The organism is Polyangium sp. y55x31, from assembly GCF_029946505.1.
GTDB lineage: Bacteria > Myxococcota_A > Polyangia > Polyangiales > Polyangiaceae > Polyangium.
Genome location: NZ_JARZHG010000025.1, coordinates 1 through 14,216, shown reverse-complemented (window position 1 = coordinate 14,216; position 14,216 = coordinate 1). Strand labels below are relative to the sequence as shown.

Annotated in this window: 13 protein-coding genes; 9 read left to right on the top strand and 4 right to left on the bottom strand. The window is 68.5% G+C overall.

The window, feature by feature from the left end; genetic code table 11:
* Positions 1–16: 16 nt before the first annotated feature.
* Positions 17–346: a nuclear transport factor 2 family protein gene (locus QHF84_RS33010; RefSeq protein ID WP_281317473.1), complete on the top strand. Its 330-nt coding sequence runs from the start codon at positions 17–19 to the stop codon at positions 344–346.
* Positions 343–1,131 (top strand): SDR family oxidoreductase, encoded by a 789-nt coding sequence (locus QHF84_RS33005; protein ID WP_281317472.1) that lies wholly within the window; start codon positions 343–345, stop codon positions 1,129–1,131. Before QHF84_RS33010 ends, QHF84_RS33005 begins: the two co-directional genes overlap by 4 nt.
* 61 nt (positions 1,132–1,192) lie before the next feature.
* Here the strand turns inward: QHF84_RS33005 and QHF84_RS33000 are convergent, their stop codons facing one another.
* Positions 1,193–1,978, bottom strand: coding sequence for a reverse transcriptase domain-containing protein (locus tag QHF84_RS33000; RefSeq protein ID WP_281317603.1), 786 nt, complete (start codon positions 1,976–1,978; stop codon positions 1,193–1,195).
* A 223-nt stretch (positions 1,979–2,201) separates the two neighbouring features.
* Complete coding sequence (locus QHF84_RS32995) at positions 2,202–2,498, bottom strand: helix-turn-helix transcriptional regulator (protein ID WP_281317471.1); 297 nt, start codon at positions 2,496–2,498, stop codon at positions 2,202–2,204.
* Positions 2,499–3,044: 546 nt separating this feature from the next.
* Here QHF84_RS32995 and QHF84_RS32990 point away from each other — a divergent pair.
* Both QHF84_RS32990 and QHF84_RS32985 read left to right on the top strand, forming a co-directional pair.
* Positions 3,045–5,777 (top strand): tetratricopeptide repeat protein, encoded by a 2,733-nt coding sequence (locus QHF84_RS32990; RefSeq protein WP_281317470.1) that lies wholly within the window; start codon positions 3,045–3,047, stop codon positions 5,775–5,777.
* An 86-nt stretch (positions 5,778–5,863) separates the two neighbouring features.
* On the top strand, positions 5,864–7,003 hold the full coding sequence (locus QHF84_RS32985) for a hypothetical protein (RefSeq protein WP_281317469.1): 1,140 nt from the start codon (positions 5,864–5,866) through the stop codon (positions 7,001–7,003).
* A 27-nt stretch (positions 7,004–7,030) separates the two neighbouring features.
* Here the strand turns inward: QHF84_RS32985 and QHF84_RS32980 are convergent, their stop codons facing one another.
* Both QHF84_RS32980 and QHF84_RS32975 read right to left on the bottom strand, forming a co-directional pair.
* Entirely contained in the window at positions 7,031–8,443 is a 1,413-nt protein-coding gene (locus QHF84_RS32980; protein WP_281317468.1) for a hypothetical protein, read from the bottom strand.
* A gap of 202 nt (positions 8,444–8,645) precedes the next feature.
* Entirely contained in the window at positions 8,646–9,647 is a 1,002-nt protein-coding gene (locus tag QHF84_RS32975; RefSeq protein ID WP_281317467.1) for a hypothetical protein, read from the bottom strand.
* Positions 9,648–10,052: 405 nt separating this feature from the next.
* Between QHF84_RS32975 and QHF84_RS32970 the strand changes: the two genes are divergently transcribed.
* The 5 genes from QHF84_RS32970 to QHF84_RS32950 form a co-directional block, all read left to right on the top strand.
* The gene (locus QHF84_RS32970; RefSeq protein ID WP_281317466.1) at positions 10,053–11,033 is read left to right on the top strand and encodes a hypothetical protein; all 981 of its coding nucleotides are present in this window, start codon (positions 10,053–10,055) and stop codon (positions 11,031–11,033) included.
* A 148-nt stretch (positions 11,034–11,181) separates the two neighbouring features.
* Positions 11,182–12,468, top strand: a complete 1,287-nt coding sequence (locus tag QHF84_RS32965) for a hypothetical protein (protein ID WP_281317465.1) — start codon at positions 11,182–11,184, stop codon at positions 12,466–12,468.
* Between the two features lie 108 nt (positions 12,469–12,576).
* Positions 12,577–12,939 (top strand): phage holin family protein, encoded by a 363-nt coding sequence (locus QHF84_RS32960; protein ID WP_281317464.1) that lies wholly within the window; start codon positions 12,577–12,579, stop codon positions 12,937–12,939.
* Between the two features lie 158 nt (positions 12,940–13,097).
* Positions 13,098–13,508, top strand: a complete 411-nt coding sequence (locus QHF84_RS32955) for a PQQ-binding-like beta-propeller repeat protein (protein WP_281317463.1) — start codon at positions 13,098–13,100, stop codon at positions 13,506–13,508.
* Positions 13,509–13,712: 204 nt separating this feature from the next.
* A partial coding sequence (locus QHF84_RS32950; protein ID WP_281317462.1) for a hypothetical protein occupies positions 13,713–14,216 on the top strand: 504 nt, incomplete at its 3' end.

Here is a 14,216-nt window from a genome sequence, read left to right as displayed (position 1 = left end):
GCAGAGGAGAACACTCATGACGCCCGCACTCCCCAAACCCATAGCCGCCTATGTCGAGGCAAACGCACGACTCGATGTGGACGGCATGCTGAAGCCTTTTGCCGCCGATGCGGTCCTCTCGGACAACGGAAAACGTCACGAGGGCCACGCCGAGCTGCGAACCTTGTTTGAAGACGAGGTGATCGCCGTCAAGGCGATCTTCACGCCGGATGCCGTTCGCCATGAGGACGGTCAGGTCGTGGTCGAAGGTCTTGCCCATGGCGACTTCAAGGGCAGCCCGATCCGCTTCACCTATCGCTTCACGCTCGAAAACGACGCCATCAAAGCACTGGGGATCACGATATGAACATCAAAGCTAATCCCGCGGAGTTCGCTGGAAAACGTGTGCTCGTCAGCGGCGGCAGCAAGGGTCTGGGCCGCGCCACCGTCGACCGCTTCCTGGCCGGGGGCGCCCGGGTTATCACCGCAGCCCGCGGAACCCTGGAGCCCATCGACGGCGTCGAGTTCGTCCAGGCGGACCTGACCACGGCCGAGGGCGGGGAGCGCCTGGCCAAGGCGGCCCTTGCTCGCTTTGGCGGGATCGATATCCTGGCCCATAATCTCGGGGGATCGGCTATGCCGCCCGGCGGCTTTGTAGCACTGACAGACGACCTCTGGCTCTCAGAACTAAACTTGAACCTTCTAGCGACGGTTCGTCTTGATCGCCTCCTGATCCCGCAGATGATTGAGCGAGGCAATGGCGCGGTGGTGCACGTTACCTCGACCCAGTCGGTGCTGCCTCTGCCCGAGTCAACCACCGCCTACGCCGCCGCCAAGGGGGCGCTGAGGACCTACAGCAAATCCATTTCCAAAGAACTGGGTCCAAAGGGTGTCCGGGTCAACATCGTCTGTCCCGGCTGGATCATGACCGAGGGCGCCGCCGACCTGGTGAAGAATATGCAGGCTGCCAATGGCGGCACGTTCGAGGAAGCACGGCAAGCTGTCATGGCCTGGATCGGCGGAATCCCGATCGGGCGTGCGGCCGAGCCCTACGAGGTTGCCGATCTCATTGCCTACTTGGCCTCGGATCGCGCCGCCGCAATCCACGGCGCCGAGTTCATCATCGACGGCGGCACCGTCCCGACCGTCTGACGTGGGCGTCTGCGCCGGGACGGGGTCGGGCCGCCCCCCGCACAGATCCGAGCGTGCGGAGCTACCGCACTCGGCTCTTGCCTCGGGTACGAGCGTCAAAGCGATCTTCAGGCCAGGGATGCAGGATGCGGGCGGGCGGCAGCCATCGATCGACCAGTTGCTTTGTTCGTACCCAATCCATGCGAGCGCGCTGACTCCGACGCTGTAGCGCTCGATGCCAGTGCCGTATGGCCTGAGTCCGAAAACTGCAGAGGCGGTCGATGTTGGTCGGGATCGCGTGGTACGCAAAGTAGCCGCGGATCACGCTCCCGAGCCATTGCCCCTGTTCCGGGATGGGCAAGTGTCGCCGGCGATGCAGTGCGCCCTTCAGCTCCTTCAGCCTCGCACGCATCCGTCTCGCCGAGGTCCAGCGCATCAGCGCGTAGCTTCCGGTCCTGCCCTTTCCGCAGATGTGCGTGAAGCCCAGAAACTCGAAAGTCTCTGGTTTACCTTCTCCCGCGATCTGCCGGTCAGCTGCAGCAAACCGGCCAAAACGCATCAGGCGCGTCTTCTCGGGATGGAGCTCGAGGGCAAATTTTCTGAGCCGCCGCTCCAGCTCATCTCGGAAGCGCGTCGCATCGGACTTGCGCTGAAACCCCACGATGAAATCGTCCGCGTAGCGCACGACGATGACTTCGCCGCTGGCCTGCTGACGCCTCCACTGCTGGACCCACAGGTCAAAGGCGTAATGGAGGTAGACGTTGGCAAGGAGCGGCGATATCGTCGATCCCTGCGGCGTCCCCTCCGCTACGATCGAAGTCCCCCCACGTGAGCCTCGCCGCCTCGCCCAGCCGCAGCCCCTCGCGATGCAGGAACCGATAAAACACCCGCCACGCGAGCGGCCCCTCGGGCGACCCGATCAACCGCACGTCCGGGTAGATCCACCCCTTCGCCTTCCCGGACCCCACCTTCGGCAAGAACCCCTTCGGCAACGGGCTCGCCGCAATTACCCGCAGCGGAAACACCGCCATCGCGCAGAGCCGATGGAGGAGCGATGATCTCGCGTGCCAGCAAGAAGCTCAGCTCATGCGTCACATCCCACGAGCGAAGGAACGCTGGACTCTTCTCGCCCAATCGTTCAGCACCCGCGTCGCCTCGCGCGCCGGGAGAAACCTCAACTTGTCCAACTCTCGCGACAATTCGTCTTCATTAGCGCCCGTAAACATGAACATGGGCACGACGTCGAGCGCTGCCGCAATGCGGTAAATTGGGATCATCGTCGCGTTGACGCGGGCGCGCTCGATGCTCGACAGATCCCCCCTGGACAAGCCGCTCGCATCCGCGAGCTTTGCCTGCGTCATCCCCCGATGCAGGCGCAGCTCACGCACGCGGGCACCCACCCGGACACGAAACTCCCGAGCGTCGCGTTTTCCTTGCCGAAGTACAGGCTGGCCCTTTCCGACGGAGCTCGTCGACCCACCCGTACCCCGCTCGACCTCCCCGACAAACCCTTCCGCCAAAACCCGATTGTCCAGTCACACGGCCCCCGAAGCATAGGACCGGTGCCCGAACTCCCCGGGGGTTGTCTCCGATCTCGACGCGTCATCTCCTCGCGCACTCGCATCGCTCACGTGATGCGCGCCCGGCTCTTCCTCGCTGCATGCCTCGTCCCCCGTGCCGCCCGCACCTCGTCGACGAAGCGCATCACCTCCGCGCCTTCGGCGGGCAGCCCCCTCGGCGAAACGTTCATCGTGCTTTCCCGCTCGATGCCGCGGGCGTAGCATCGGTCCTTGGCATCAAAAGTGACGAGAGGACGCGTTCGTTCATCGCTGCGGCTCGCGACGGAGGCTGCCGCGATGTCGATCCGCGCACGTCCACGGTCCCACGCGCCCGCCTTCGGTGAACCCGCGACGGGCGCTCCCGAGCAAGAACGCGTGCTCCGAGGCCGGCCGCGTCTCGCCGAACGCGGGTTCGTCGGCCGCGACGCCGACCTCGCCCGCGTCGGGCAGCTCATCGCCGAAGGGGCGCCGCTCGTCACGCTCACCGGCACCGCGGGGATCGGCAAGACCGCGCTCGCGGCGCGCCTCGCTGCCAGGCTCGAGGATCCCTCCCGTGACGAGCCGCTGCGGGTCGGCTTCTGCGACCTCGAAGGCGCGCGCGGGGCCGCCGGAATCCGCGCCGCCGTCGCGCGCGCGATCGGCGTGCCCGAACCCGAAGGGGCCGGCGAGCACGAATTGACGGAGCGGATGATCCGATCCCTCGCGGCGTTCGGGCCCGCGCTCCTGGTGCTCGACCATTTCGAGCACGTCGTCGAGCAAGCGGACGCGACGGTGGGCGCGTGGCTCGCCTCCATTCCCGAACTGCAGCTCCTGGTGACGAGCCGCGAGCGATTGCGCATCCCCGGCGAGGTCGTGCACGAGCTCGCCCCACTCTCGTTGCCCGAGCAGGACGACCTCGCCGGCAGCGAAGCCGTCGCCTTGTGGATCGTGCGCGTCCGCGAGGTCTACCCCTCGTACGACCCGACGCCGGCCGATGCGCCCGTCGTGGCGCGCCTCGTGCGGGAGCTCGACGGACTCCCGCTCGCCATCGAGCTCGCGGCCGCGCGCTTTGGCACGCTCACGCCGGCCGAGCTGCTCGAGCGCCTCGAGCGGCGCATCGACGTCCTCGGGCGACGGGGCAAAACCGCTGGCCGCCAGTCGACCCTGCGCGACGCGATCGACTGGTCGTGGGGGCTCCTCGCGCCCTGGGAGCAGGAAGCCTTTGCGCAGTGCGCGGTCTTTCACGGTCGCATTGGCGCCGATGCCGCCGAAGCGGTGCTCGATCCTGGCGGCGACGCCGCGCTCGAGGCCCTGCAGGCGCTGCGCGACAAGTCGCTCCTGATCCATACGCGGTATGACGACGGCATAGGCGAGCCGGGGCTCACGATGTACCTGAGCGTGCGCAAGTACGCCGAGGAGAGGCTCGCGGCATCGGAGGGGCGGGCCGCGGTATTCGAGCGCCACACGCGCTACTTCCTCGCGTACGCCGAGCGCGGGGCCGCGCTCACACGCAAAGACCCGAGCGCCGCCGCGCGGCGGCTGCTCGTCGAGCGTGAAAACCTGCTCGCGGTCGTGCGCCGAGGCCTCTCGTCGAGCTCTCCGAAGGACGTGGAGGCCGCGCTCCGGATCCTCGTGGCGCTCGAGGAGCCGCGCTGGCACGACGGCTCCCCTTCGGCGCACCTGCTCTGGCTCGACGAAGCGCTCGCGCATCCCTCGGCGGCCGAGGTGGATCCGCGCGTCCGCGGCCATGCGCTGATCGCTCGCGGGCGCGTGGCCTGGCGCGTCGCGAGGCTCGACGTGAGCGAACGCGATTTCGACGAGGCGGTGGCGCTCGCCGTGCGCGCGAAGGACGCGTCGCTCGAGTCGTTGGCGCGGCGCTTTCTCGCGCTCGTGCTGCTCCTGCGCGGGCGCCTCGACGAGAGCCAGAGCGCCGCCGAACACGCGCGGCGCCTCGCGATCGACGTCGGCGACCGCCGCCTCGAGGGTCTCGCGTATGCGATGCTCGGCTTCGTCGCCCGCCTGCGCGGAGAACAACCGCGGGCGCGGCAGCTCGTCGAGCAGGCGCTCGAGCGCTTCCGCGACGTGGGTGAAGCTCCCTTCGAGCTGAGCATGCGCCTCGAGCTCATGTACGTGCACCTCGACGCCGGCGAGCTCGAAGCCGCGCATGCGTACGCCGAGCAGGCGCTCGCGCACGCCCGAGCGCTCGGCCTCGCGCCGCCCCCGCGCCTGCTGCTCGGCCTGGGGCACGCCGCGCTCGAAGCCGGCGATCCGAGCGAGGCCTCCCTTCGCTATCGCGAGGCCCGCGACGCGGCGCGCGCCGCCGGCGAGCACACCCTGGAGGTGGCCGCGCTGGCGTGCGGAGCGGTCGTGCTCTTCGAGCAGGGGCGCGCTCTCGAAGCGCGGCTCGAGCTCCGCGAAACGCTCCCACGGCTGCGCATGTTCGGCCGCCATGTCTACTCGGGGCTCGTCACGGTCGTTTCGAGCGTGATCGAGGCCGCGGTCGGCCACATCGACGAGGCGCGCGAGCTGCTCGCAGCGGCCGAGCGCGACCTCGACACCGGCGCCGAGGCGCACCTGCCAGCGCTCGAGATCTGCAAGGGCTTCCTCGATCTCGCCGAGGCCCAGCGCGCTCGAACGAGAGGCGACAGCGGGGCCGCGGCCGAGCTCGAAGGCGGCGCCCAGCGACGGCTCGGCGCCGTGCTCGCGACCGCGAACGACGCGGGCGCTCGATGGGTCACCGAGCTGCGCGTCCTCGCGCGCCTCCTCGGCAGTGCGCTCGCGACGCACGCGTCCCCGGCCCCCGCGGCGCCCCGCGTCCTGCGGCTCGATGCCACCGGCCGCTGGTTCGAGCCGCCGAGCGGCCCGCGCGTCGCGTGCGCCAACCGGCCGGTGATGCGTCGCCTCCTCGTCGCGCTCGCGCGGTCGCACCTGGCCGCGCGGTCCCGCCCTCTCTCGTTCGAGCAGCTCATCGAGATCGGCTGGCCCGGCGAGCGGATCCTGGCCGACGCCGCGCGCAACCGCCTCCACGTCATGCTGACCCGCATGCGTGATCTCGGGCTGCGCGAGGTCCTCGTGGGGAACGACCTCGGCTACTTCTTCTCCCCCGATCTCTCGATCGAGTTCTGCTAGCCGGCGAGCCACGAATGTAAGCGGCATGTAAGCGCCCGCGACTCCACGGTGGAAGCAGCTCGCTCACACCGAACCCATGGAGGAGCATGAAGACACGCTCGGGCTTCGTCGCCCTCATCGCGCTGGCGTTTGCCGCCGGCTGCATGCAGAACAACCCTCCCCGCCTGCGCGGAGGCGTGTTCGCCAAGTTCAGCGCACGGGCTCCACTTGCGCGGGACGAACACATCGTCTTCGCCCCCTCCGAGGACGCGTCCATCCTCGGCCGCGTCCTGCTCGCGCCTTACGTCATCACCCGGCCGCTCGCCGACCAGCTCGCGTCGAACCCTTGCGCGGACGCTCTCGTCGACGTCGAGCCGCGGCCCGTTCCCGGTAATGTCATCGAGGACGCCGAGTTCCTCTCCCCTGACGCCGCGCGCGCGGCCGGAGCGCCGGGCGCGTCGTACGTCTACTACCATTTCGACGTGCACGCGCGCGTCGAGAAGGCCGCGACGAAGGCCTACGCGGAGTGCTGCCAGAGGGCCTCGTGCGGCGTTGGTTATGTTCGATCGGCGACGCTCGGCGAGGGGGAGATCGCGTTCGCGAAGCCGACCGCACCCGGCGGCAACGCGGACATCGCATTCGACGAGAGCCCCCATCCGCTCGAGCTCACGCGTATCGATCGCCGCCACGTGCGTGGCCATGTCGCTTTCGCGCTCGGCGGGCAGGGCGCGGCGCCTCCCCTCGCGGCGGAGGCGGAACTCGAGCGTCCGGGAAGAGCGGCGTACGAGGCGGAGCGCATCGAGATCCGCGAGTCGAGCGAGAATCGCGACCGGTTCGAGTTCTGCACGAAAAAGCGGTGCATCACGGAAAACGAATTCGTGCGCCGCTACGCGGAGCGGACCGGCTCGCACGAGCTCGACGATTACGTGCGTGATCGTTCGCCGCAGATGCGCGCAACCGGCGTGGTCGTCGGTAGCCTCGGCATTTTGGCTGCTGCGGTGGGTGTGGTGATCCTCGCCACCGACAATCCCGCGGTGTCCGACCGACGCGTGCCCGCGGTCGGAGGGATCATGCTGGGCATTTCGGTCCCGTCGCTGGCGGCGGGGATCGGGCTCCTCGGCGCGCCCTACGACGGATGGAAATACGAACATCACCTCACGAAGAGCGACGCCAGACGCTTCGTGGAGCGGTACAACCGCGCGCTGCAGAACGAGGGTGCAGCGCGCGGCGCATCGAACCTCGAATGACGCCGCGCACGATTCGATCGTGTCCGCTCAAGGTGACAGGAACGTGAGCTCGTATCCGTAATCGGTGCACTCGTTCACGCCGGGCTGATCGACGTAGACCAGATAACTCGTCAGCGTGCTCCCGCCCGCGGTGCATTCGACGTGCATCAGCACGTCGGCGCCCTGGTTGCAGCAGGCTTCCATGCCGTTCAGCGAATAGTATTGCCCGTCCTGGCATTCGAGGATGTCCGGGATGTCCTTGGTGGCGCATTGCGGGATGAGGCAGAACCACGTCGTGGGTTTGGTCGCATAGGCCTTGAGCCACGGTTTGGCCGGGCCGGCACAGACGTCAATCCCGTTCGGGTACGAATAAATGTCGATGTCGGTCTCGCCATCGAGCACGCCGGCCCGAGTGTCTTCCGTCACCGGGCTGCAACTGATGCTGGTCGCGATCTTGGTCGCCGTGTCCTTGGTATCGTTCGGCTCGGGGCCCGGGTCGTCGCAGACGGGACCGCCTCCCCCCGAACCGCCCGCGCCACCGCCGCCCGCGCCACCGCCGCCCGCGCCGCCGCCGCCCGTGCCGCCGCCGCCCGCGCCTCCGGTGCCGGAGGACGACGACGCGCCGCCTCCGCCGCCGGCCCCATCGCCGTCGCACGTCCCCACCTTGGCCTCGTCGCCGCTCGTGGGCGCGCCGAACGTCGACACCTCGGCGGCCATTGCGAGGCTCGTGGTGCCGAGCGCGAGGTCCGCCGTGAACTTGTCGATCTTGAATGTCTTGGTGCCGATGACGGGCACCTTGATCTCGATGCTCGGCTGGATGATGAGCGCCCCGCCGCGCTTGATGTCGCCTTGGTAGGCCACGTCGGTCCCGTCGATCGCGGCGCAGGTGCCGGTGAACCCGATCTCGACGAAGCTACCTTCCACGACCTCGAGGACGAGCGAGCCTGGGAGCCCGCCGGGCAGCGGGATTTCAGGCAATCGCACCGGCGGGATCAGCGCCTGCGTCGTGATGCCCGTCCCGATCGAGAACGGGTCGAATGCCGTGCTCCCCTCGAATGCGATCTCGACGTTTTCGAGGCCGGGAATCGGGCCGTCGTAGGGAGGCAGCCCATCGATGTCGACCTTGAGCGTGCCCACCATCGAAAAACCACCGGACAGCGAGACCTTTCCGCTGCCCGCCATGCCGGTGAGCTTGGGCGCGCTCTTCGAGCCGCTCGGCGCCGCGTTGGCGTCGACCATCGCCGCGCCCTTCGCCGAGAGATCGAACGACGCCTGCACCTGCGAGCCGCTCGGCTGCAGACCCGTGGAGTAGGCGAATCCGGGGAGGAGCTCGGCTTCTCCGTGCAGGGGCAATGTGACGACCTCCGACGCAGCCGACGGGGGCGCGCCGTCGCCGCCACAAGCGCCGATCGAAGCGAGGAAACCGGCAGCGACGAGGAAGAAGCTCTTGCGGACCATCATGTCTGTCTCCGTTGCGTTGAAGTGCCCGGAGCGCGCGTCGGGCGCGGGTGGGGACCCGCAGCCCACGTGGCTTGCGATCCGGTCGGCTCAGACCTGGCCCGAAGGTGGCTACGAAGGAACTTACATGCGGCTTACATTGCCGTTCGATCGGTCGTTCCCCCTTCATCGACCGTGGATATGAGGAAGCTGTGATATCGGTTGGTCATCCCGCCGCGCGCGTGACAGGGCTCTCGGACAGCAGTGCCTTCTGCTGCTGCTCCCGTTGCGCGCGGCGCGCGCGTTCCCACCGGACGGCGAAGCCTGGGCTCGCGGCCTCGCGCTCGGCCAGAGCGGCCGTCTGCTCGGATTGGCCGTGGGCCCATGAGGTCAGCGCTGCCGCGCCCAATGCCTCGGCGGCGATTGCGGCCTGATGGAAGGCCTCGCTCGACATCTCGAGGAAGCGCACCAGCCATCCCTCGGCGTGGAGGTGTTGCTCGATCGTCGCCACCGTCGCCACCGGCGCACGCGAAAGCAGTGCGACCGGCCATGAACCACCGGATTCGAAATCATCGATCCAATCGACCACGTCGTCTCGGTACTGGAGCCCGAGCGCCGCGCCGGCGACCAGCGCCTCGACGTGTCGTCGCTCTTCCGCGCTCCATCCGGCGGCCGCCGCCGCGGCCATGCTCGCCGGGAAGGCCAGCCCTTGCTTCTTCAGCGAGACCGCTCGGTAGCGCTCGAGGGTCGCCGGCGCGCGCCCCGCGAATACGGCACGCTCCTCCTCGACCGACTCGGCCGTGACCCGCTCTCCCCAGGCGAAGGAGGACGCTCCCTCCGGTAGGCCCGCGAGGAGCGGCGCGAGCGCCTTGTCGCGCGCTCTCCGGACGATCTCGATGAGCGCGCGCTCGGCCGCGCCGACGATGATTTGCCCATCATCGATCCGATCCATTCCGAAGGCGGCGATGATCGCGAACAGGTGCGCCTCGACGGCGCGCTCCCGGACATTCCGCGGGGCCCGCTCGTCGCCGAGGAGCAGCGCGGGGAACCCGAGCACTGCCGCGTTGTTGAACACCCGGCTCCACGGCGTCCCCGGGTTTGGTGTGAGCCCGAAGCGATGCGGGAGATCACGAGCGACCGTCGCGAGGTGTTCGGGGAGCGTGGCGACGAGGCGCTCGTATGCGGAATCGATGGCTTCGTGAACCGGGGTGATTTGCGGCGTCTTCATGCGGGTGCCAGGACGCACAGCAAGCGTCGCGCCAGAGGCCGAGAGGCGCGCAGAGAAGGGATTTCGAGCGATGTTGGCCGCGAAGGGGCTCGAGCATTGGAGGCTGTGGCCTCCATCGATGGAGGTTCGAGCCGCCAACGTCTCCCGACGACGGCCCGAGCGCCTACCCAGCGAGCGGTGGGCGGCAGCAGAAGGTGACGGCTGTATTCGCGTTCGGGTGGTCCATTGACGCTCGCCCGTGCACGTGGACCGGTGCGAGGAAATTGAGATTCGCGCGGACGAGGGTATCGCGGGGACGGACGATTGGCGCTTGTTGACGCTCCTACGAGCGTGCGACACGCTGGAGTGATGCGCGAAAAGGGAAACCTCGCTCGATCGGAATTCTGTCTATTCGCGACTTGTCTCGTGCTGGCCATCCACGTATCGGTCGGCTGTTCGAGTGACACGGGCGCGGGAAGCAGCAAATCGGCGAGCGTCGCTTCCCCGGACGCCGGGGGCGTCTCGGGCAGCAGCAGCAGCAGCTCTGCGTCGAGCGGCGGCGCCGGCGGATCCGGCTCGGGCAGCAGCAGCAGCAGCAGCAGCTCTGCGTCGAGCGGCGGCACCGGCGGATCCGGCTCGGGCAATGGCAGTAGCAGCAGCAGCTCTGCGTCGAGCGGCGGCACCGGCGGATCCGGCTCGGGCAATGGCAGCAGCAGCAGCAGCTCTGCGTCGAGCGGCGGCGTCGGTGGATTCAGCTCGGGCAGCAGCAGCAGCTCCGCGTCGAGCGGCGTCGGTGGATCCGGCTCGGGCGGTAGCAGTGGCTCCGGCGGCTCCAGCAGCGGAGGACCGGCGAAATCGTGCCGCAAGGCATGCAGCTCCGTGGCCGACTGCACCAAGAGCAGCCTCCCGACCTACAACGCGGACAACTACAATTGTGTCGCGGGCGCATGTGAATACAAGGGCTGCAACTCGTCGGAGGAATGCACCGAGCAATTCAAAACCACGTCCGTCTGCGCGCCGAACCCAGCCCCGTCCGCCGGCTCCCAATGCTACTTCCCGTGCACCACGGTCGACGACTGCTTCCATTCGGGTGCCCCTGCGACCAAGGATGCCGACAACTTCACTTGCCAGAATGGTCTGTGTCGATACGTGGGCTGTGGTTCCACCCAGGAATGCATCGATTCCCTCAAGGAGCCCAACCTGGTGTGCGCGCAGCTCCCCGACGAGCCCCTCAAGACATGCGTACACACGTGCAGCGTCGCAGCCGATTGCGCCGTCGCAGGTGCGCCTCCGACCCTCGACGCCGACAACTTCGCTTGCATGAATGGCCTGTGCAAGAACACGGGTTGCAATTCGGACCAAGAATGCAATGCCACGGGGTCGCCTATCCCGTACGTATGCCGATGACGCCCTCGCTCGAGCCCTGACGCTCACGCGGGGGCAGCCCGCCCCTTGGCCATGTCCTCGTCGATGCTGGACCTCGCCGTAACCTTGTGCGGCGGGTTGGTGCGCGGGGCTTTACGCCGCGCCTCGAGGCTTGCTACTGGGGCAAGTCATGGAACACACGAAACTTTTTTCGGATCGTCCTCGGGCACTCACCGCTGCCGCAGCCCTCGCGCTCGGCGTCGCTGCGCTGGTGGTGGGCTGCTCCGGGAGCGACGGGACACCAACGACGAGCACCAGCTCTTCCTCGAACGCGAGCAGCTCCAGCGGGACGGGAGGAGATGGCGGCGCGGGAGGCGGAGTCGGGGGTGCGGGCGGCATGGGCGGCGCGGGCGGCGCGGGCGGCCAGCAACCGATGAAGCCCGCGGACTGCGTGGACCTCCCGCTCGCGGGCATCGAGCTCCTGAGCCAGCAGGAGAACACGTTCGACTCATCGGGCTCTGTGCCCATCATCCGGACGCCGAGCTCGCTCGCGAACATCTCCGGAGACGACACGCTCTCCGATCGGCTCCGGCTTTTCTACGACGGCGCCCTCGGCACCGGCGTCCACGCGATGGACGGTGACCCGACCCACGCGCTCCCCGACTTCAAAACGACGTTCGTCCCGACCTGCAACGCGTGCGCCGTGTTCCAGGAGGACCTCGGGGACAACACGTACCTCAAGAACTTCGCGGTCAAGTCGGGCGAGCTCGAGATCACCGCGCTCGTGACGCCGCACCAGACGGCCGGCGTCGCTCGCCATGTCGAGCTGCGTGAGGTCGTCAAGGACGCGATGACCGGCGCGTGGGGCTGGGTCGACGGCGGCACATGCTACTGGATCGAGGAGGCCTCCTATGACGGCCGCCGTCCCAAGGGCTGCGTCCCCTACGCGTTCGACGCCTGTCCCGCCGACCAGTTCTGCATGCCCACCAACGCGGTCGGGACCGACGGCGAGTGTGTCACCGGCGGAGCGAAGGTCGAAGGCGAGGCGTGCACGCGGGTGAGCGACACGCAGTGGGACTCGGACTGCTCGCTCGGCCTGCGGTGCTTCGACGGCGGCATGGGCGCCATCTGCCACAAGGTCTGCGATCTCCACGCGGCGGCGCCCGACTGTCCGGCCGGGACGCACTGCGGCGGCGGCTACAACCTTTGCCTGGACGTGGCGATCCTTCAGAACAGCGGCGTCGACGACGCGAGCCTCGGCGAGACCTGCGCCACGAACCCGGGCGCGCTCTACTGCGGCGGGGCAGGGCAGCCTGGGATGTGCTGGGACGACGACGGCGACGCCGGCCCGATGGAGGCGACCTGCATCCCGTTCGTGTCTGCGCCGTCGCAGTGCGTCGCCCCCAGGACGGCGGGATACGTCGCCTACAAGGACGGTATCGACCAGTCGACGCTGTTCTGCATCCCCCCGCCCTGAGCAAAGACCACGCGCGGCCGTGGGGTTGTGCTGGACGCGCATGTGCGCCAAGAAGGTCGGGACGGGCCTGCTCGACGGATGCGGTAACCGGCCCCTGGAGAGGTGCTCATGTTGAAGACGTTCGTCATTCAAGCCTTCGCGGCGGGACTCGCGGTCCTCGCCGCGAGCAAGATCATGCCCGGCGTTCGGGTCCGCAAGAACAACACGGCGATCGGCATCGCTGTCGCGTTCGCCCTGCTCAACCTGTTCGTCGGGTGGCTCTTGAAGGCCGCGCTCGCCATCGTGCTCCTGCCCGCCGCCCTGCTCACGTTCGGCTTGCCCTACCTCGTGCTCGGCCTGCTCGTGAACGCGATATTGCTTTACTTCACCGACAAGCTCATCGACGACTTCAAGGTCGAGGGCTTCTGGCCGCTCATCGGGACAGCCGGGCTGATCTCCATCGCCGCTTGGCTCTTACCGCGCATCTTTTGAGGGAGGGCGCGCGTCCGCGTGCTCTCCTTCTCCGGTGCGGGTGGACAGCCTTGCACCCTTGCCTCCGACGACGATTTCCCCAGGCCATTCTGTTCGGGGAGCCGTGAGGCGCTCGCGCGAGCCCTGCGACCGTGCGATCCTGCCGCCTCGGAGGAGACATGTATCGACATCAGGAACCGCTCGCCCCGCTGCTCGTGCTCGCCTTCGGAGGGTATGTCGTTGCGGTCGAGCGTCGGACCGGCAAGGTCGTATGGCAGCAGCGGCACGATGAGCCGTACACGGCGCGGCTCTTGTTCCCGCCTGGACGCGTGCTGCTCGCTTATCACAAGGAGCTCGTCTGCCTCGCGTACGCAAACGGCCAGTTGTTGTGGCGAACGTCCGTGCCGACGTCGACAGACTCGATCGTGGTCGACGGCGATGAAATCTTCTTCGGTGCCGTCGGCGAGGCCGCCTGCGTCGACGTGAACACGGGCGCGCTGCTCTGGCATCACCCCTTCCCGGGCATGGGCACGACCGCCGTCGCCCTCGGCGTGCCGGGCAACGTCGCGCAGATCGATCGCAGTCGATGACCGCCGAGCATCGAATGCAGCGCCGCACCCGTGGCGCTCCGTTCGTGTTTTGACATTCTGGATTGACAGGCACAGCGCGACCTATCTACGTGCGCACCCCGAGGAATGCAGCGCCGCGCCCGTGGCGCTCCGTTCGTATTTGGACATCCTGGATTGACAGGCGCAGTGGGACCTATCTACGGTCGCGCCCCGAGGGGAGGTCCCATGCGGGGTTGTCTGACACTTGGTGTGCTCCTTGCGCTCCTGGGTTGCAGCAGCGGCGGCGACAACGGCGGTGAAGGAGGTGGGACAGCCAGCACGTCCGTCGGTGGAGGGACGGCCTCGAGCGGCGGCGGAGGGCAAGGCGGCGCCGGGAGCGGCGGCGGCATGGCCAGCGGCGGTGGAGACGCGACCGGCGGGCAAGGCGGCGTCGGCGGAGGCGGCTCCGGTGGGCAGGGCGGCGCCGGCGGAGGCTCAGGTGGCGCTGGCGGCTCGGGTGGCGCCGGCGGCGTCGGCGGCTCGGGTGGCGCTGGCGGCTCGGGTGGCGCCGGCGGCGGCGGCGGCTCGTCGCTGCTCGTGAACGCAGCCGGCGCGGGCATCCTGCTCAGCATCAGCCGTCCGAGGACGAACGAAGTTCCGCAAGACAAACCCGCGCCCGTGCGGACGAGCGACGGCGCGCCGAGCGCGTCGGTTCTCATCGCAACGGAGGCTCAAGTCGACGCTTGGGGC

Excerpts from the sequence above, each read along its gene's own strand:
- QHF84_RS33005 (WP_281317472.1), top strand. The coding sequence starts at position 343 with ATGAACATCAAAGCTAATCCCGCGGAGTTCGCTGGAAAACGTGTGCTC.
- QHF84_RS32960 (WP_281317464.1), top strand. The coding sequence starts at position 12,577 with ATGTTGAAGACGTTCGTCATTCAAGCCTTCGCGGCGGGACTCGCGGTC.
- QHF84_RS33010 (WP_281317473.1), top strand. The coding sequence starts at position 17 with ATGACGCCCGCACTCCCCAAACCCATAGCCGCCTATGTCGAGGCAAAC.
- QHF84_RS32955 (WP_281317463.1), top strand. The coding sequence starts at position 13,098 with ATGTATCGACATCAGGAACCGCTCGCCCCGCTGCTCGTGCTCGCCTTC.
- QHF84_RS32980 (WP_281317468.1), bottom strand. The coding sequence starts at position 8,443 with ATGATGGTCCGCAAGAGCTTCTTCCTCGTCGCTGCCGGTTTCCTCGCT.
- QHF84_RS32985 (WP_281317469.1), top strand. The coding sequence starts at position 5,864 with ATGAAGACACGCTCGGGCTTCGTCGCCCTCATCGCGCTGGCGTTTGCC.
- QHF84_RS32975 (WP_281317467.1), bottom strand. The coding sequence starts at position 9,647 with ATGAAGACGCCGCAAATCACCCCGGTTCACGAAGCCATCGATTCCGCA.
- QHF84_RS32965 (WP_281317465.1), top strand. The coding sequence starts at position 11,182 with ATGGAACACACGAAACTTTTTTCGGATCGTCCTCGGGCACTCACCGCT.